Genomic DNA, 17,033 nt, shown 5'->3' with positions numbered 1-17,033 from the left:
GCCGGTTGAAGCCTGCGCCGTAGCATCTACGGGTACAACGGTCCTGCGATTACAGCCTGTATCACACGCCGCTTTGCAGCAGCATGTTACGCACGTGACCGATGGCCTTAGTCGGGTTCAGGCCTTTCGGACAGACGTTGACGCAGTTCATGATCCCGCGGCAGCGGAATACGCTGAACGGGTCATCCAGCGAAGCCAGACGCTCGGCAGTCTTGGTGTCGCGGCTGTCTGCCAGGAAGCGGTACGCTTGCAGCAGAGCAGCTGGACCCAGGAACTTGTCCGGGTTCCACCAGAAGGACGGGCAAGAGGTCGAGCAGCAAGCGCACAGGATGCACTCGTACAGACCGTCGAGCTTTTCACGCTCTTCCGGGGTCTGCAGACGTTCGATGGCCGGAGCCGGCGTGTCGTTCTGCAGGAATGGCTTAACCTTTTCGTATTGCTTGTAGAAGATGCTCATATCGACGACCAGGTCACGGATAACCGGCAAACCTGGCAGAGGACGAACGATCAGCTTGTTACCTTTTACGACAGCGGACAGCGGCGTGACGCACGCCAGACCGTTTTTGCCGTTGATGTTCATGCCGTCGGAACCGCAAACACCTTCACGGCAAGAGCGACGATAGGAGAAACCCTCGTCCTGCTCTTTGATCAGGGCCAGCACGTCCAGCACCATCAAGTCTTTACCGTTGGTATTGACCTGGAATTCCTGCATGAACGGCGCGGCGTCCTGATCAGGGTTGTAGCGATAAACACTGACTTGCAACATGGCGGCCACCCTTAATAAGTCCGAATCATTGGTTCAAAGGTCGGGACTGTTTTTGGCGAGAAGTTCACGGCACGCTTGGCGACGCGCTTCTCACCCGGGAAATACAGGGTGTGGCACAGCCAGTTAACGTCATCGCGCTCTTCGAAGTCTTCACGGGCGTGCGCACCGCGGGACTCTTTACGGATCTCTGCGGCGATGGCGGTAGCTTCGGCCACTTCCAGCAGGTTCTGCAGCTCCAGGGCTTCGATACGGGCGGTGTTGAACGCCTGGCTCTTGTCATTGATCTTGACGTTGGCGATACGGCTACGCAGATCAGCCAGCTGGGCAATACCCTTCTGCATGTATTCACCGGTACGGAATACACCGAAGTAGTTCTGCATGCAGCTTTGCAGTTCTTTACGCAGAGTGGCGACGTCTTCGCCTTCGGTACGCGAGTTCAGGCCATCGAGACGAGCCAGGGCTGCGTCGATGTCGGACTGGCGAGGACGGGCGTAATCAACGCCTTCTTTCAGGGTCTGCTCCAGGAACAGACCGGCCGCACGGCCGAACACCACCAGGTCGAGCAGCGAGTTGCCGCCCAGACGGTTGGCACCGTGAACCGATACGCAAGCCACTTCGCCCACTGCGAACAGACCAGGAATGATCTGGTCAACGCCTTCGGCGTCCTGGGTGATTGCCTGGCCATGAATGTTGGTGGCAACGCCGCCCATCATATAGTGGCAGGTTGGAACGACCGGAATCGGCGCCACGGCTGGATCGACGTGGGCGAAGGTCTTGGACAGTTCCATGATGCCTGGCAGACGGCTGTGCAGAACTTCTTCACCGAGGTGATCGAGTTTCAGCATTACGTGGTCGCCATCCGGACCGCAACCGTTGCCGGCGATGATTTCTTTAACCATCGAACGGGCAACAACGTCACGACCTGCAAGGTCTTTGGCGTTCGGAGCATAACGCTCCATAAAACGCTCGCCGTGCTTGTTGATCAGGTAACCGCCTTCACCGCGGCAACCTTCAGTAACCAGTACACCGGCGCCGGCGATGCCGGTCGGGTGGAACTGCCACATTTCAATGTCTTGTACCGGCACGCCAGCACGCAGAGCCATGCCGACGCCGTCACCGGTGTTGATCAGCGCATTGGTGGTGGACGAGTAGATACGGCCTGCACCGCCGGTCGCCAATACGGTGGCGTTAGCGCGGACGTAGGAAGTTTCGCCGGTTTCGATGCAGATGACGATCATGCCGACAAAGGCACCGTCTTCGTTCTTCACCAGATCGACGCCGTAGTATTCGTTGAGGAATACGGTGCCGGCCTTCAGGTTGGCCTGGTACAGGGTGTGCAGCAGCGCGTGACCGGTACGGTCGGCAGCGGCGCATGTACGTGCAGCCTGCCCACCTTTACCGAAGTCTTTCGACTGACCGCCGAACGGACGCTGATAGATGCGGCCCTGTTCGGTGCGGGAGAACGGCAAGCCCATGTGCTCGAGTTCGAAAACTGCTTCCGGGCCTACGGAACACATGTATTCGATAGCGTCCTGGTCACCGATGTAGTCGGAACCCTTGACGGTATCGTACATGTGCCAGCGCCAGTCATCGTTCGGATCTGCCGAGGCGATGGCGCAGGTGATGCCACCCTGGGCGGATACAGTGTGCGAACGAGTCGGGAAAACCTTGGTAACTACGGCAGTCTTGTGACCACCTTGTGCCAGTTGCAGCGCAGCGCGCATGCCAGCACCGCCGCCGCCAATAATAATGGCGTCGAACGAAAGCGTATTAACTGTAGTAGACATGAATCAGATACCCCAAAGAATCTGCACACCCCAGACGAAGTAGGCGAACATCGCAACGCCGCATACTGCCTGGAAGAGGAAACGTATTGCAGTCGCGGACTTGCCGAACGCCATTGGCGTCAGGTAGTCGGTCGCGATGGTCCACATGCCGACCCAGGCGTGAGCGCCGAGGGCAACGAGGGCCAGGAGACTGAAAATACGCATCCAGTTGCTTGCGAACAGTTCATGCCATTGGGCGTAGCCGATGCCAGGGTTGGCGACGACGTATCCGATCAGGAAAATGAAGTAAGCCGCGAGAACGACCGCAGACACACGTTGTGCCATCCAGTCATAGAGGCCCGAACGGGACAGGTTCGTGACGTTAGTTACCATATCCAAACTCCTGCCAGAACGATCACCACCACGGAAACGGCGATAACGATTTTCGAGCCCAGTTTGCCGCCTTCAAGCGACTCGCCGATGCCCATGTCCATGATCAAATGGCGCACACCGGCAACCAGGTGATACAGCAAGGCGGACAGGATGCCCCAAATCACTAGCTTGGCTAGCGGACTGGTCAGACACGCTTTCACCTGACCGAAGCCTTCTTCCGAGTCGAGCGACTTGTCCAATGCATAAAGCATGATGGCCAGGCTGACAAAGAGGATGATTCCGGAGATTCGGTGAAGAATGGACGTGTAAGCAGTGACTGGGAGTTTGATGGTCCTTAGGTCTAGGTTTACAGGTCGTTGGCTATTCACGGCTTTTTTTCACACTGAAGAGCCCCTAACAATCAGGGCAAAGTTGTTGGGGAGTGCACTGGTCAGGTACCCACCACCCAGGGAGTGCGACCCCCAATAAAGCAGGCCCAAAAGCCCCTGGCGGTCGGAGGCCGAGTATAGACAGTTAGGCTACTAATGACAACGCGTTCACCTTCCCCTAATAGCGCATTGCACAAGTTGGATAAAAGGCGTAAATGGCAGTCAATTTCGAGGAAAAAGTCCGGTTAAAGCCTTCTGGAGCAAGACTTTAGGCAAATTGACATTCGAATTTATCTCACTATAGTGGTGCGGGCCCTGCGTGGGGGGTCTGTCTGATGATTTCAAGCATAAATAGGAGGCCACATGGCTGACAAAAAAGCGCAGTTGATCATCGAGGGCGCAGCCCCCGTCGAGCTGCCCATTTTAACCGGCACCGTTGGTCCCGATGTTATCGATGTTCGGGGCCTGACGGCCACGGGCCGTTTCACCTTTGACCCTGGTTTCATGTCGACAGCTTCCTGCGAGTCGAAGATCACCTATATCGACGGCGACAACGGCATTCTGCTGCACCGCGGTTACCCGATCGAACAGCTGGCTGAAAAATCGGACTACCTGGAAACCTGCTATCTGCTGCTCAACGGCGAATTGCCGACCGCAGAACAGAAGGCCCAGTTCGTCAGCACCGTGAAGAACCACACCATGGTTCACGAGCAGCTGAAGACCTTCTTCAACGGCTTCCGTCGCGACGCTCACCCAATGGCCGTCATGTGCGGCGTAGTCGGCGCCCTCTCGGCCTTCTACCACGACTCCCTCGACATCAATAACCCACAGCATCGCGAAATTTCCGCGATCCGCCTGGTTGCCAAGATGCCGACCCTGGCAGCGATGGTTTACAAGTACTCCATGGGCCAACCCATGATGTACCCGCGCAACGACCTGACGTACGCGGAAAACTTCCTGCACATGATGTTCAACACCCCGTGCGAGATCAAACCGATCAGCCCGGTGCTCGCCAAGGCCATGGACAAGATCTTCATCCTCCATGCCGACCACGAGCAGAACGCATCGACTTCCACCGTACGCCTGGCCGGCTCTTCGGGTGCCAACCCGTTCGCCTGTATCGCCGCCGGCATCGCTGCACTGTGGGGCCCTGCCCACGGCGGCGCGAACGAAGCTGTTCTGACCATGCTGGATGAAATTGGCGATGTGTCGAACATCGACAAGTACATCGCCAAGGCCAAGGACAAGAACGATCCGTTCAAACTGATGGGCTTCGGTCACCGGGTTTACAAAAACCGCGACCCACGCGCTACCGTCATGAAGCAGACTTGCGACGAAGTACTGAAGGAACTGGGGATCAAGCACGACAAGCAACTCGAACTGGCCATGCGCCTGGAAGAGATCGCGCTGACCGACCCGTACTTCATCGAACGCTCGCTGTACCCGAACGTCGACTTCTACTCGGGGATCATCCTCAAGGCGATCGGCATTCCAACCAGCATGTTCACCGTGATCTTCGCTTTGGCGCGGACCGTCGGCTGGATCTCCCACTGGAAAGAAATGCTCTCCAGCCCGTACAAGATTGGCCGTCCGCGCCAGCTGTACACCGGCTACGAGTCGCGTGACATTACCAAGCTGGAAGACCGCAAATAAGACCTGTCTTGCGATAACGTCTTAAAGTTGTACCGGGAACGGCCTCTATTTACATAGAGGCCGTTTTTGTTTGTGCGGTCTCAGATGTCTCAGCGGCCTGAGGGCCGACTGGTTTTTTGGTTGGGTACATATCCATTTCTGCGGTAACGGCGACTTATGGTTTCGCTCTTACAGCGAGCCCCTTTTTCAAACGCCGGAGTGCCGGCCCAGCAAAAAGGAACCAAAAGGCTTCGCCCCGGCGTTCGGCCTGCCGAAGGGGCGAGAGGTCAAGATCAAGATCAAGATCAACGTCAAAAGCCAAAGCCAAAGCCAAAGCCAAAGCCAAAGCCAAAGAAACCTACCACCTGTAGGAGCGAGCCTGCTCGCGATGGCGGTGTGCCAGACAAAGCAATGTTGATTGAACCACCCCATCGCGAGCAGGCTCACTCCCACATAAAGCAAATCAGCGTACGGCTTTTGCTTTTCACCACTCATCAGGCCGAGCGTTAGCTCGCCTGCAGCTTTTGATTTTGATCTGCCCGCCCCTTCGGGAGGCTGAGTGGAGGTGTTATCTGGGGGGGAGGCGCGTAGCGCCGTGCGGCGAAGCCGCACACATCGAGAGGAGGTCGAAGCGAAGCCGACCGGAGGCGATGCCCCCAGATGAATGCCGGAGCGAAGGAACGCCGAGCCCAGGCGAGGGGCCGGACGTTGGGGCGAAGCGTTTTGGTTCCTTTTGGGCGTTTGCAAAAGGGACTCGCTGTAAGAGCGAAACCGCCAGCAGCCGTTACCGCAGAAATGGATATGTACACCTGAGAGAGACAGGTCGGCTACCAGGCCGCCTTCGCGAGCAAGCCCGCTCCCACAGGGTCAGCGCAACACCCAACAAAAAAAAATGCCCCGATCTCTCGACCGGGGCATTTTTCGTTTAACGCAACTTACACAGACAAACTCGAAGCCTTAGTGAGAAACCGCCCCACTCGCCCCCAAACCAGTCTGCGAACGAACAAACTGCGGGAAAAACAGCGCTCGCTCATTAACGCCAGCCGCGGACTTGTCAGTGATCGAGAAGAACCAGATCCCGATAAACGCAATGGCCATGGAGAACAGCGCCGGGTACTCATACGGGAAGATAGCCTTCTCGTGATGCAGGATCTGCACCCAAATGGTTGGCCCAAGCACCATCAAACCAACGGCACTGATTAGCCCCAACCAGCCGCCAATCATCGCACCACGTGTGGTCAGCTTCTTCCAGTACATGGAAAGCAGCAGCACCGGGAAGTTACAGCTCGCCGCGATGGAGAACGCCAGGCCCACCATGAACGCGATGTTCTGGCTTTCGAACAGAATGCCCAGGCCGATCGCCAGCACCGCCAAAGCGATGGTGGTGATTTTCGAGACACGGATCTCGTCCTTCTCGTTGGCCTTGCCTTTCTTGATCACGCTGGCATACAGGTCGTGAGACACCGCCGAAGCACCAGCCAGGGTCAAACCGGCAACCACTGCCAGAATGGTCGCGAACGCTACCGCCGAAATGAATCCCAGGAAAATACTGCCACCCACCGCGTTGGCCAGGTGCACCGCCGCCATGTTGTTGCCGCCCAACAGCGCGCCAGCCGCATCTTTAAAGGCCGGGTTGGTGCTGACCAGCAGGATCGCGCCAAAGCCGATGATGAAGGTCAGGATATAGAAGTAGCCAATGAAGCCGGTTGCATACAGCACGCTCTTGCGAGCTTCTTTTGCGTCACTCACGGTGAAGAAGCGCATCAGGATGTGCGGCAGGCCAGCGGTACCGAACATCAGTGCCAGCCCCAGGGAGAACGCGGAGACCGGATCTTTCACCAGACCACCCGGGCTCATGATCGCTTCGCCTTTGGCGTGAACCTTGATCGCCTCGGAGAACAGCGTGTTGAAGTCAAAGTTGACGTGCTTCATCACCATCAGCGCCATAAACGAGGCACCGGACAGCAACAGCACTGCCTTGATGATCTGCACCCAAGTAGTCGCCAGCATGCCGCCGAACAGCACGTACATGCACATCAGGACGCCGACCAGGATCACTGCCACGTGGTAATCCAGACCGAACAGCAACTGGATCAGCTTGCCGGCCCCGACCATTTGCGCGATCAGGTAGAACGCCACCACCACCAGCGAACCGCAAGCGGACAGCGAGCGAATCTGGGTTTGCCCAAGGCGGTAGGACGCCACATCGGCAAAGGTGTACTTGCCCAGGTTACGCAGGCGCTCGGCGATCAGGAACAGAATGATCGGCCAGCCCACCAGGAAGCCGATCGAGTAGATCAGGCCATCGTAGCCGGAAGTGAACACCAGGGCGGAAATACCCAGGAAGGACGCCGCGGACATGTAGTCACCGGCAATCGCCAGACCATTCTGGAAACCAGTGATCTTGCCGCCGGCCGCATAGTAGTCGGCCGCCGAGTTATTTTTCTTGGAGGCCCAGTAGGTGATATACAAAGTCGCGCCGACGAACGCCACGAACATCAGAATCGCGGCGACGTTCAGCGGTTGTTTCTGAACCGCGCCGGTCAGGGCTTCAGCCGCCCAGGCACCCGGTGCGAATGCTGCAACGCTCAATAGAGCCAATAGACGCCGGATCATTGCTGAGCCTCCTTGAGAATCAGATTGTTCAGGTCGTCGAATTCGCCATTGGCGCGTCGCACATAGATTGCAGTCAGGATAAAGGCCGAGAGAATCAGCCCGACACCAATCGGTATCCCCCAGGTAATCGAAGACTCGGGGCTGATTTTCGCCCCCAGAATATGCGGCCCGTAAGCAATCAAAAGGATGAATCCGGAGTAAAGCCCAAGCATGATCGCCGAAAGAATCCAGGCGAACCTTTCTCGCTTACTAACCAGCTCCTTGAAGCGCGGGCTGTTTTGAATCGAGAGGTAAATGCTGTCGTTCATTGTTTTTATCCTCGCAGCACAGATGAAGTTGGAACGTTATCCACTCTATGCGGCTGCGGGGCAGGTTCCAGACGACCTTAGTATTAGAACGACATGACAGAATCGCCATTTTCTGGTGTGACGCAACTTTTGTAGGAGCCAGGCTTGCCGGCGAAGGCGTCCTCACGATCGCTTTCGCCGGCAAGCCTGGCTCCTACAAAAAAACAAAAGGCCCCTTGGCAATATGCCAAGGGGCCTTGATAGTGGCTGACTAGAGCCGTCAGCTCAAATCACTTGATCCAGTCTGCAACGCGCTCAGGGTGTTTGGCCACCCAATCTTTCGCCGCGGCTTCAGGCTTGGCGCCGTCTTGAATCGCCAACATGACTTCGCCGATTTCGTCTTTCGAGGCCCACTGGAAGTTCTTCAGGAACTTGGCAACTTCCGGTGCCTTGGTCGCCAGTTCTTTGCTGCCAATGCTGTTCACGGTTTCAGCCGCGCCATAAACGCCTTTCGGGTCGTCCAGGAAGCGCAGTTTCCACTTGGCGAACATCCAGTGCGGCACCCAACCGGTGACGGCAATGGATTCGTTTTTCTTCTCGGCACGGGTCAGCTCGGCGATCATGCCGGCGCCGGAACTGGCCTTGAGTTGATACCCGGTCAGATCGTAATCCTTGATCGCCTGCTCGGTTTTAAGCATCACGCCCGAACCGGCGTCAATGCCGACGATGCGTTTTTTGAAGCTGTCGTCCGTTTTCAGATCGTCAATGGTTTTGGCCTTGACGTATTCCGGCACGATCAAGCCGATTTTTGCATCTTTGAAGTTCGGACCGTAATCGACGACTTGATCCTTGTTCTTGGTCCAGTATTCGCCGTGAGTCACCGGCAGCCAGGCGGACAACATGGCGTCGAGTTTGCCGGTGGCCACACCCTGCCACATGATCCCGGTGGCGACGGCTTGCAGTTTCACGTCATAACCCAGCTTTTGCTTGATCACTTCGGCGGCCACATGTGTGGTCGCGACGCTATCGGACCAACCGTCAACGTAACCGATGCTCAGGGTTTTGCTCTCGGCATTGGCAAATGTGGAGCCAATCGCAAGCACCAGAGCGGCACCTGCGCCTAAAAGTCGTCGCATCTTCATCGTTACTTCCCCGAAAGTGCTGCGCTCGACGGGTGCCGAGTCGCGTCAACGTATTGTTATGGTGCACAGCGCCCCCATCACGCCCACCGCAAACTCGTTCGAACATCAGCGTGATTTTCTAAGAGAGCACTGATGCCTCGATAATCAACCTGACGACAACCGCGACCTGTGCTGTCAGCGACCTCAAGGCATCGAGAAACGACATCAGAACGCCATTAATCACGACCGCCTCGAATGCGCCGGCCAATCCGCCCGAACTTTGCATGTCAAAATTATGCAAGCCCCCTAGGGCGGGGCAAATGAAGGTAACATGCGCGGCTTTGCTCCCAGACGGCCTGACCATGCCCGCGACATCCCGCTTTCCTTTTCCGGCTTATCTTTTCGCTTGCTTGCTGGGGCTGTTTGCCCTCGGCGGCTTCTGGTACGGCCTCGGCAAACCGGTGATCCTGCCGGACGTGGCCAGCGCGACGCACAAGCTGCAATGCGCCTCCTATACCCCGTTCGACAAGGACCAGTCGCCGTTCGACGTGCCGTTCAAGTTGCGCCCCGAGCGCATGGACGCCGACCTCGCGCTGCTGGCCAAAAGCTTCGAGTGCATCCGCACCTATTCCATGACTGGCCTCGAGGCGTTGCCCGATCTGGCGCGCAAGCATGGTCTGAAACTGATGATCGGCGCCTGGGTCAACAGCAACCCGGTGGACACCGAGAAAGAAGTCGACCTGCTGATCGCCTCGGCCAACGCCAACGCAGACGTGGTGTCCTCGGTGATCGTCGGCAACGAAACCCTGCTGCGCAAGGAAGTCACGGGTACACAGCTGGCGAAGCTGATCAATAAGGTCAAAAGCCAGGTCAAGCAGCCGGTCACTTACGCCGATGTCTGGGAGTTTTGGCTCAAGCACCCGGAAATCGCCCCGGCGGTGGATTTCCTGACCATCCATTTGCTGCCGTACTGGGAAGATGATCCCTCGAATATCGACGCCGCGCTGCAGCATGTGGCCGAAGTGCGTCAGGTGTTCGGCAACAAATTCGCGCCCAAGGACGTGGTGATTGGCGAAACCGGTTGGCCGAGCGAAGGCCGTCAGCGCGAAACCGCCCTGCCGAGCCGGGTTAACGAAGCCAAGTTCATTCGCGGTTTTGTCATCATGGCCGAGCAGCAAGGCTGGCATTACAACCTTATCGAAGCCTTCGACCAGCCGTGGAAACGCGCCAGCGAAGGTGCGGTCGGTGGTTACTGGGGGCTGTTCGATGCCGATCGCCAGGACAAAGGCGTGCTGGCCGGTCCCGTGTCGAACGTGCCGTACTGGTCGCAGTGGCTGGCCGTTGGCGGCTTGATCTTTGTCGGCACGCTGATCCTTGGCGGGCGTGTACGCACCACTCGTGCTGCCTTGGTGCTGCCGCTGCTCGGCGCACTGGCGGCTTGCTCGATTGGCGCTTGGGGCGATCTGGCGCGTGTCACGACGCGCTTCGCCAGTGAATGGTTGTGGGTGGCGTTGCTGACGGGGTTGAATCTGCTGGTGCTGGCGCATGCCGCATTGACGCTGAGCGCTCGCACCGGTTGGCGTGAGCGTGCATTCAGTGCACTGGAGCGTCGAGCGGGCTGGCTGGTCGCCGCGGCAGGGTTTGCGGCGGCGGTGATGATGCTGGAGCTGGTGTTCGATCCGCGCTATCGCAGTTTCCCGAGTGTCGCCTTCATACTGCCGGCACTGGTTTACCTGTGCCGCCCGGTGAGCGTGCCGCGCCGTGAAATCGCCCTGCTGGCCTTCATCATCGGCGCCGGCATTGCACCGCAGCTGTTCCGTGAAGGGTTGCAAAACCAGCAAGCCTGGGGTTGGGCGCTTGTGAGTGTTTTGATGGTTGCCGCATTGTGGCGCAGTTTGCGGGTTCGCAAGGCCTGATCTTCAGCGCCGCTGCCGGCCTCATCGCGGGCAAGCCACGCTCCCACAGGGTTCTTCAGCGTATACAGATTTTGTGTACGACGAGGATCCTGTGGGAGCGTGGCTTGCCCGCGAAGACGGACTGTCAGGCGCTACGAGACGCCCGAACCAGACGCAACCCCGCAATCACCACCGCAAAAACGGCCAACGTCGTGTTGTACAACGCCAGCGCCGGAAACCCGAACACCAGCGCCAGCACCGCCAGCCACCACCCGCCCCGGCCCTGCACGACAAAACCGATAATCGCGGCGCCCAAAGCAGCGTAGCCCAATACCTTGAAGTGAATCATCCAGCCCAGGTTCGAACGGACCTGGCATTCCCAACGGCTTGCCTCGTCCACGCAGATGCCAACCCACTGCGCATCCTCCATGAAGCCATAACGCGCGCCATAACTGGCAACGAGCCATAACGGCAGCAAAACGAGTAACAAAATCACGGGCAGACGGCGGGACATGAAGCACTCCAATAAACGAAAACGGCGGCCAGCTTAATCCCCCGACAGCGTCAAGCAAACGCGCGCAACAGATAATTGCTCACCAAATAGCTGCAAAGTGTATCGTCCAACTACTATTGATCCGAAATTCGCCCTGATTGGTGCCGCAGCATGGCACTTTGGCGCAAACCCCGTGGTCATAGCCTGCGAACTTCATTCGGCACCTTCCTCTAAGGGATCTAGTCATGCTCCGTTCCTTGCGCTTCGCCGCCCTGTTTGGCGGCCTTATTTTGAGTGCGTCCGCGCTGGCGGTCGATATCGACGCCGCCAGTTATGGCTACCCCTTGACCAACCCTTTCGAGGCGACCATCGCCACAACTCCGCCGGAACTGCGTCCGGAGTTGCCACTGGATGACGACATCAATCAACAGACACGCAGCGTGACTCTGCGCCCGGAGCGTGAATTCCAGTTGCCGGACAACTTCTGGCCGGTAAAGAAGCTGACCTACCGCATCGCCACGCAAGACAAGGCCGCGCCGCTGATCTTCCTGATCGCCGGCACCGGCGCGCGTTATGACAGCAGCCTCAATGAATACCTGAAAAAGCTCTACTACAAGGCCGGCTATCACGTGGTGCAACTGTCGTCGCCCACCAGTTTCGACTTTATGAGCGCGGCTTCACGCTTTGCCACACCCGGTATCACCAAGGAAGACGCCGAAGACATGTACCGGGTGATGCAGGCCGTGCGGGCGCAAAATCCGAAAGTGCCCGTCACCGATTACTACCTGACCGGCTACAGCCTGGGCGCACTGGATGCGGCATTTGTCGCGCACCTGGACGAAACCCGCCGCAGCTTCAACTTCAAGAAAGTCTTGCTGCTCAACCCGCCGGTCAACCTCTACACCTCGATCTCCAACCTGGACAAGCTGGTCCAGACCGAGGTCAAGGGCATCAACAACAGCACCACTTTCTATGAACTGGTGCTGAACAAGCTGACCCGCTACTTCCAGCAAAAAGGCTACATCGACCTCAACGATGCGCTGCTCTACGACTTCCAGCAGTCCAAACAACACCTGACCAACGAACAAATGGCCATGCTGATCGGCACCTCGTTCCGCTTTTCGGCGGCCGACATTGCCTTCACTTCGGACCTGATCAACCGTCGCGGCCTGATCACGCCCCCGAAATACCCGATCACAGAAGGCACCACCCTCACGCCATTCCTCAAACGTGCGCTGCAGTGCGACTTCGACTGCTACCTCACCGAGCAAGTCATACCGATGTGGCGCGCCCGCACCGACGGCGGCAGCCTGCTGCAACTAATCGACCAGGTCAGCCTGTACGCACTCAAGGATTACCTGCAAGACAGCCCGAAAATCGCCGTCATGCATAACGCCGACGACGTGATCCTCGGCCCTGGTGACCTGGGCTTCCTGCGCAAGACCTTCGGCGACCGTTTGACCGTTTATCCACTGGGCGGCCATTGCGGCAACCTTAACTACCGCGTCAACAGCGACGCCATGCTGGAGTTTTTCCGTGGCTAAATACCTCCTGCTTATCGCTGCGTTACTCTGTGCAGGCGTCGCCAATGCCGACAACAGCGAAGCCAACGCACCTGTCGTGGTCGACAGTGACGGTTTCAAGGAACCGCTGAGCAAACTCAAGTTCAACCCGGGGCTGGATCAGCGCGAATTCGAACGTTCCACGCTCAATGCGCTGAACGTCTACGACCCGCTGGAAGAGTGGAACCGCCGGGTTTATCACTTCAACTACCGCTTCGACCAATGGGTGTTCCTGCCGGTGGTCGACGGTTATCGCTACATCACGCCGAGCTTCCTGCGCACCGGGGTGAGCAACTTTTTCAATAACGTCGGCGATGTGCCGAACCTGATGAACAGCCTGCTGCAGTTCAAAGGCAAGCGGTCGATGGAAACCACCGCGCGCCTTCTGCTCAACACCACCATCGGCATCGCCGGCCTGTGGGACCCGGCCACCGCCATGGGCCTGCCGCGCCAGAGCGAAGACTTCGGTCAGACCCTGGGCTTCTACGGTGTACCGGGTGGCGCCTACTTCGTGCTGCCGATCCTTGGCCCTTCAAACATCCGCGACACGGGCGGCCTGGTGGTGGACTTCAGCGCCGAATCGGCGATCAACTTCCTGAACGTCTCGGAAGTCAGCTCCAACCATCCTGAGGTCTGGGTCCTGCGCGGTGTCGACAAGCGCTACCAGAACAGCTTCCGCTACGGCCAACTGAACTCGCCGTTCGAGTACGAGAAAGTGCGCTACGTGTACACCGAGTCACGCAAGTTGCAGATTGCCGAGTAAATACGGCGGCAACAAAAAAGGCCATTCGATGCGAGTCGAATGGCCTTTTTATTGAAATCTAAAACAGTACATATCACCTGTGGGAGCGAGCCTGCTCGCGATGAGGCCAACACAGTCAACATCTACGCTGACTGACACACCGCTATCGTCGGAACGCCGTCCGGAGCCGGCTCGCTCCCAAATTTGGGTAGTGCCAGGCGCTAGCCCTTCAGTGCTTTCCAGATTTTGCTGACGACCATCACGCCCGCCAACACAACAGCACCGGCCACAATCCCCGCCACCGCATTCAACAACGTCGGCACGATAAACCCGGCACCGCCCGCCCCTGCGCTGACGCTTTCAATCCAGTGATGAACAACCGGCACGCCATGGGTCAGAATCCCGCCGCCCACCAGGAACATCGCCGCCGTGCCGATCACCGACAGGCTTTTCATCATGTACGGCGCTGCGCGCAGAATCCCGCCGCCGATACTTTTGGCCATCTGCCCAGGCTTCTGGGTCAGCCACAGACCGAGGTCATCGAGCTTGACGATGCCCGCCACCAGACCATAGACACCGATGGTCATGACGATGGCGATACCCGACAGCACGATGACCTGCTGGGTCAACGATGCATCCGCCACGGTGCCGAGGGTGATGGCGATGATTTCCGCCGAGAGGATGAAGTCAGTGCGGATGGCGCCCTTGATCTTGTCCTGCTCGAATGCCACCAGATCGACCGCCGGATCAGCCACCGCCTCGACCAGTTGCGCGTGCTCGGCCTGGTCTTCAGCCTTGCTGTGCAGGAATTTGTGGGCGAGTTTCTCGAAACCCTCGAAACACAGGTAGGCGCCACCGACCATCAACAACGGCGTAACCAGCCACGGAACGAATGCGCTGATGGCCAAGGCCGACGGCACCAGGATCAACTTGTTGAGAAATGACCCCTTGGCCACCGCCCAAACGACCGGAATTTCCCGCTCGGCACGAACGCCACTGACCTGCTGGGCATTGAGCGCGAGATCGTCGCCGAGTACGCCCGCGGTCTTCTTGGCGGCCATCTTGGTCATCAACGCCACATCGTCCAGAACGGCGGCGATGTCGTCGATCAGCAACAGCAAACTGCTTCCTGCCATGAATCAGGTTTCCTTCTTGAATGGATGCCGCGCAGCATAGCGCGACCGAGCGCCACACGGGGCATTCTTGAGCGCCGCGCGAGGCCGGTGCTACCATGCGCAACCGCCAGAACAGGCAAGGAACCCCCTGGTTTATGAGCACTATCCGCGAGCGCAACAAAGAACTGATCCTGCGTGCCGCCAGTGAAGAATTTGCCGACAAGGGCTTCGCTGCGACCAAAACCAGTGACATCGCAGCCAAGGCGGGATTGCCCAAGCCCAACGTCTATTACTACTTCAAATCCAAGGAAAACCTCTACCGCGAGGTCCTTGAAAGCATCATCGAACCGATTCTGCAGGCTTCGACGCCGTTCAACGCCGACGGCGTGCCCAGCGAAGTGCTGAGTGGCTACATTCGCTCAAAAATCCGCATCTCCCGCGACCTGCCCTTCGCCTCTAAAGTGTTCGCCAGCGAAATCATGCACGGCGCACCGCACCTGAGCGCCGACCTGGTGGAACAGCTCAACGGCCAGGCCAAGCACAACATCGACTGCATCCAGACCTGGATCGACCGCGGCCAGATCGCCCCGATCGACCCTAACCACCTGATGTTCAGCATCTGGGCCGCGACCCAGACCTATGCCGACTTTGACTGGCAGATTTCTGCGGTGACCGGAAAGGCCAAGCTCGATGAGGCTGATTATGAGGCGGCGGCGCAGACGATCATCCGGTTGGTGCTCAAGGGGTGTGAGCCGGATCATTAAGATTACGGTGACTTTATCGCTAGCAGGCTAGCTCCCACATCGGATCTATGGTGTTCACAAATCCCCTGTGGGAGCTAGCCTGCTAGCGATGAAGACGACCTGGATTCAGCTCAAACCCAAATAGCATCCCACAGTGGATAGTCGCCCAGTTTCTCAACCAATCCGGCGCGCAATGGGTTGGCCACGACATACCGCGCCACCTTCACCAAATCCTCTTCCCGCCGCAGAGCACGGTCATGAAAGCCTTTCTGCCAGAGATTGACCTTGCGGCCAGTGAACTGATTCACCGCTTTGGTGCTCAGTGATTTGGTCTTTTGCATCAGGTCACCCAACGATCCCTGCTGTAACTCGACCAGCCAATGGAAATGATCGGGCATGACAACCCAGGCCAGTGAATTCGCGATGCCTTGATCCTGAGCGCAGCGAAATTGATTAACCACCACTCTACCCAAGGTGAGGTCTTTGAATATTGGCTTTCGATCGTGTGTATTGGTAGTCAGCAAGTAAATCCGATTGGATTCGGTATAGCGGCCAATGCGCAAGCGATTTGAAGCGGGTAGATCAGGCATTCCTTTGCCCCTTGCATGATTAATTCATCTGGAAGGCTAGACCTGATATCACCCAAGGGCGGGGCATACATTTAGCTGGATGTGTCTGGTAGTCCGTCATCGCTAGCAGGCTAGCTCCCACACTGGATCTCTGTGAACACGAAATTCGTGTGCGACAAACATCCCCTGTGGGAGCCAGTCCTGCTGGCGATGGCGATAGATCAATCAATCAATCAATCAATCAATCAATCAATACAGAATCAGGCCGTCACCCCCGCATCCGCCCGCAACCCCACCGCCTCGATCGCACTGATCGCACACTGCTCGTCAACATCCGACAGATCCCCGCTGATGCCCACCGCCCCCAGCAAATTCCCGTCTTGATCCCGAATCAAAACGCCGCCCGGTGCCGGCACGACGCTGCCCTGCCCCAGGCTGTTCAGCGCGGCGAAGAATGCCGGGCGTTGTTGGGCGTCCAGTGCCAGCAGACGTGAGCCTTTGCCGAGGGCGATGGCGCCCCAGGCTTTGCCGATGGCGACTTGCGGGCGCAGCAGGCTGGCGCCGTCTTCGCGCTGCAATGTCATCAAGTGCCCGCCGGCATCCAGGACCGCGATGGTCAGTGGCGCCGCAGAGATAGCACGCCCTGCAGTGATGGCCTGATTGATCAGGTTGACTGCAACTTTCAAGGTTAAAGCGCTCATGGTGCCGTCCTCATTTTGTTTTAGGGAAAGCGATGGACTGCGCGGTTGTGCCGCAGTCCGATGCAACAAATAGAACACAATGAGTTATTTTTTTGTATACAATAATTCTCGAAAAGCGCCACATGCGACGAAAAGCCACAGCAGGCTGGGCTTCCGACGAATGAAACAGTTGCTTGAGAAAATGGATTGACCTGCGCCGTCCGCCGTGAATAAACTCTGCGCAAAGCCACTTGTATACAATTATAAAACGTACGAGGCACAAAA

16 protein-coding genes are annotated in these 17,033 nt (G+C 57.7%); 5 read left to right on the top strand and 11 right to left on the bottom strand.

Annotation, left to right across the window (positions count from 1 at the left end):
• Positions 1-61 precede the first annotated feature (61 nt).
• The 4 genes from ACA068_RS09235 to sdhC are packed head-to-tail and all read right to left on the bottom strand — an operon-like array spanning position 62 to position 3,293.
• Complete coding sequence (locus tag ACA068_RS09235) at positions 62-766, bottom strand: succinate dehydrogenase iron-sulfur subunit (RefSeq protein WP_497298066.1); 705 nt, start codon at positions 764-766, stop codon at positions 62-64.
• Positions 767-777: 11 nt separating this feature from the next.
• Positions 778-2,553: a succinate dehydrogenase flavoprotein subunit gene (gene sdhA / locus ACA068_RS09230; RefSeq protein WP_497309280.1), complete on the bottom strand. Its 1,776-nt coding sequence runs from the start codon at positions 2,551-2,553 to the stop codon at positions 778-780.
• Between the two features lie 3 nt (positions 2,554-2,556).
• On the bottom strand, positions 2,557-2,925 hold the full coding sequence (sdhD, locus tag ACA068_RS09225) for a succinate dehydrogenase, hydrophobic membrane anchor protein (RefSeq protein WP_007945134.1): 369 nt from the start codon (positions 2,923-2,925) through the stop codon (positions 2,557-2,559).
• Complete coding sequence (gene sdhC, locus ACA068_RS09220; RefSeq protein ID WP_010456855.1) at positions 2,919-3,293, bottom strand: succinate dehydrogenase, cytochrome b556 subunit; 375 nt, start codon at positions 3,291-3,293, stop codon at positions 2,919-2,921. The genes sdhD and sdhC overlap by 7 nt, the downstream gene beginning before the upstream one ends.
• Positions 3,294-3,656: 363 nt before the next feature.
• Here sdhC and gltA point away from each other — a divergent pair, with 363 nt between their 5' ends.
• Positions 3,657-4,946: a citrate synthase gene (gene gltA, locus ACA068_RS09215; protein WP_131062225.1), complete on the top strand. Its 1,290-nt coding sequence runs from the start codon at positions 3,657-3,659 to the stop codon at positions 4,944-4,946.
• A 936-nt stretch (positions 4,947-5,882) separates the two neighbouring features.
• Here the strand turns inward: gltA and ACA068_RS09210 are convergent.
• From ACA068_RS09210 to ACA068_RS09200, 3 genes are all read right to left on the bottom strand, one after another.
• Positions 5,883-7,541 carry a cation acetate symporter gene (locus ACA068_RS09210; protein ID WP_497309278.1) on the bottom strand — a complete coding sequence of 553 codons (1,659 nt, stop codon included), beginning with the start codon at positions 7,539-7,541 and terminating at the stop codon, positions 5,883-5,885.
• Positions 7,538-7,849 carry a DUF485 domain-containing protein gene (locus ACA068_RS09205; RefSeq protein ID WP_154912287.1) on the bottom strand — a complete coding sequence of 104 codons (312 nt, stop codon included), beginning with the start codon at positions 7,847-7,849 and terminating at the stop codon, positions 7,538-7,540. The genes ACA068_RS09210 and ACA068_RS09205 overlap by 4 nt, the downstream gene beginning before the upstream one ends.
• 269 nt (positions 7,850-8,118) lie before the next feature.
• The gene (locus ACA068_RS09200; protein WP_497309276.1) at positions 8,119-8,970 is read right to left on the bottom strand and encodes a glycine betaine ABC transporter substrate-binding protein; all 852 of its coding nucleotides are present in this window, start codon (positions 8,968-8,970) and stop codon (positions 8,119-8,121) included.
• A 299-nt stretch (positions 8,971-9,269) separates the two neighbouring features.
• Here ACA068_RS09200 and ACA068_RS09195 point away from each other — a divergent pair, with 299 nt between their 5' ends.
• A complete protein-coding gene (locus tag ACA068_RS09195; RefSeq protein WP_497309274.1) occupies positions 9,270-10,865 on the top strand; it encodes a glycoside hydrolase family 17 protein in 1,596 nt (531 codons plus the stop codon).
• Between the two features lie 124 nt (positions 10,866-10,989).
• On the opposite strand, the gene ACA068_RS09190 is transcribed toward ACA068_RS09195, so the two are convergent.
• Positions 10,990-11,358, bottom strand: coding sequence for a hypothetical protein (locus ACA068_RS09190; RefSeq protein ID WP_497309273.1), 369 nt, complete (start codon positions 11,356-11,358; stop codon positions 10,990-10,992).
• Positions 11,359-11,582: 224 nt separating this feature from the next.
• Here ACA068_RS09190 and ACA068_RS09185 point away from each other — a divergent pair, with 224 nt between their 5' ends.
• A complete protein-coding gene (locus ACA068_RS09185) occupies positions 11,583-12,881 on the top strand; it encodes a serine/threonine protein kinase (protein WP_497309271.1) in 1,299 nt (432 codons plus the stop codon).
• A complete protein-coding gene (locus ACA068_RS09180) occupies positions 12,874-13,662 on the top strand; it encodes an MlaA family lipoprotein (protein ID WP_497309269.1) in 789 nt (262 codons plus the stop codon). Before ACA068_RS09185 ends, ACA068_RS09180 begins: the two co-directional genes overlap by 8 nt.
• A gap of 200 nt (positions 13,663-13,862) precedes the next feature.
• Here ACA068_RS09180 and ACA068_RS09175 read toward each other — a convergent pair whose 3' ends face one another.
• The gene (locus ACA068_RS09175; protein WP_497309267.1) at positions 13,863-14,777 is read right to left on the bottom strand and encodes a DUF808 domain-containing protein; all 915 of its coding nucleotides are present in this window, start codon (positions 14,775-14,777) and stop codon (positions 13,863-13,865) included.
• A 134-nt stretch (positions 14,778-14,911) separates the two neighbouring features.
• Here ACA068_RS09175 and ACA068_RS09170 point away from each other — a divergent pair, with 134 nt between their 5' ends.
• Positions 14,912-15,520 (top strand): TetR/AcrR family transcriptional regulator, encoded by a 609-nt coding sequence (locus ACA068_RS09170; RefSeq protein ID WP_497309265.1) that lies wholly within the window; start codon positions 14,912-14,914, stop codon positions 15,518-15,520.
• A gap of 110 nt (positions 15,521-15,630) precedes the next feature.
• Here ACA068_RS09170 and ACA068_RS09165 read toward each other — a convergent pair whose 3' ends face one another.
• Both ACA068_RS09165 and ACA068_RS09160 read right to left on the bottom strand, forming a co-directional pair.
• Positions 15,631-16,089: an REP-associated tyrosine transposase gene (locus ACA068_RS09165; protein WP_497309263.1), complete on the bottom strand. Its 459-nt coding sequence runs from the start codon at positions 16,087-16,089 to the stop codon at positions 15,631-15,633.
• Between the two features lie 239 nt (positions 16,090-16,328).
• Positions 16,329-16,769, bottom strand: coding sequence for a GlcG/HbpS family heme-binding protein (locus ACA068_RS09160; RefSeq protein ID WP_497309261.1), 441 nt, complete (start codon positions 16,767-16,769; stop codon positions 16,329-16,331).
• Positions 16,770-17,033: the final 264 nt, after the last annotated feature.

It is taken from the genome of Pseudomonas sp. LBUM1660, assembly GCF_059695935.1.
Note: the sequence above shows the minus strand (reverse complement) of the source record. Positions and strands in the feature narration are given on the sequence as shown.

Coding starts and splice junctions, on each gene's coding strand:
- ACA068_RS09235 (WP_497298066.1), bottom strand. CDS start 766: ATGTTGCAAGTCAGTGTTTATCGCTACAACCCTGATCAGGACGCCGCG.
- sdhA (WP_497309280.1), bottom strand. CDS start 2,553: ATGTCTACTACAGTTAATACGCTTTCGTTCGACGCCATTATTATTGGC.
- sdhD (WP_007945134.1), bottom strand. CDS start 2,925: ATGGTAACTAACGTCACGAACCTGTCCCGTTCGGGCCTCTATGACTGG.
- gltA (WP_131062225.1), top strand. CDS start 3,657: ATGGCTGACAAAAAAGCGCAGTTGATCATCGAGGGCGCAGCCCCCGTC.
- ACA068_RS09210 (WP_497309278.1), bottom strand. CDS start 7,541: ATGATCCGGCGTCTATTGGCTCTATTGAGCGTTGCAGCATTCGCACCG.
- ACA068_RS09205 (WP_154912287.1), bottom strand. CDS start 7,849: ATGAACGACAGCATTTACCTCTCGATTCAAAACAGCCCGCGCTTCAAG.
- ACA068_RS09200 (WP_497309276.1), bottom strand. CDS start 8,970: ATGAAGATGCGACGACTTTTAGGCGCAGGTGCCGCTCTGGTGCTTGCG.
- ACA068_RS09195 (WP_497309274.1), top strand. CDS start 9,270: ATGAAGGTAACATGCGCGGCTTTGCTCCCAGACGGCCTGACCATGCCC.
- ACA068_RS09190 (WP_497309273.1), bottom strand. CDS start 11,358: ATGTCCCGCCGTCTGCCCGTGATTTTGTTACTCGTTTTGCTGCCGTTA.
- ACA068_RS09185 (WP_497309271.1), top strand. CDS start 11,583: ATGCTCCGTTCCTTGCGCTTCGCCGCCCTGTTTGGCGGCCTTATTTTG.
- ACA068_RS09175 (WP_497309267.1), bottom strand. CDS start 14,777: ATGGCAGGAAGCAGTTTGCTGTTGCTGATCGACGACATCGCCGCCGTT.
- ACA068_RS09170 (WP_497309265.1), top strand. CDS start 14,912: ATGAGCACTATCCGCGAGCGCAACAAAGAACTGATCCTGCGTGCCGCC.
- ACA068_RS09165 (WP_497309263.1), bottom strand. CDS start 16,089: ATGCCTGATCTACCCGCTTCAAATCGCTTGCGCATTGGCCGCTATACC.
- ACA068_RS09160 (WP_497309261.1), bottom strand. CDS start 16,769: ATGAGCGCTTTAACCTTGAAAGTTGCAGTCAACCTGATCAATCAGGCC.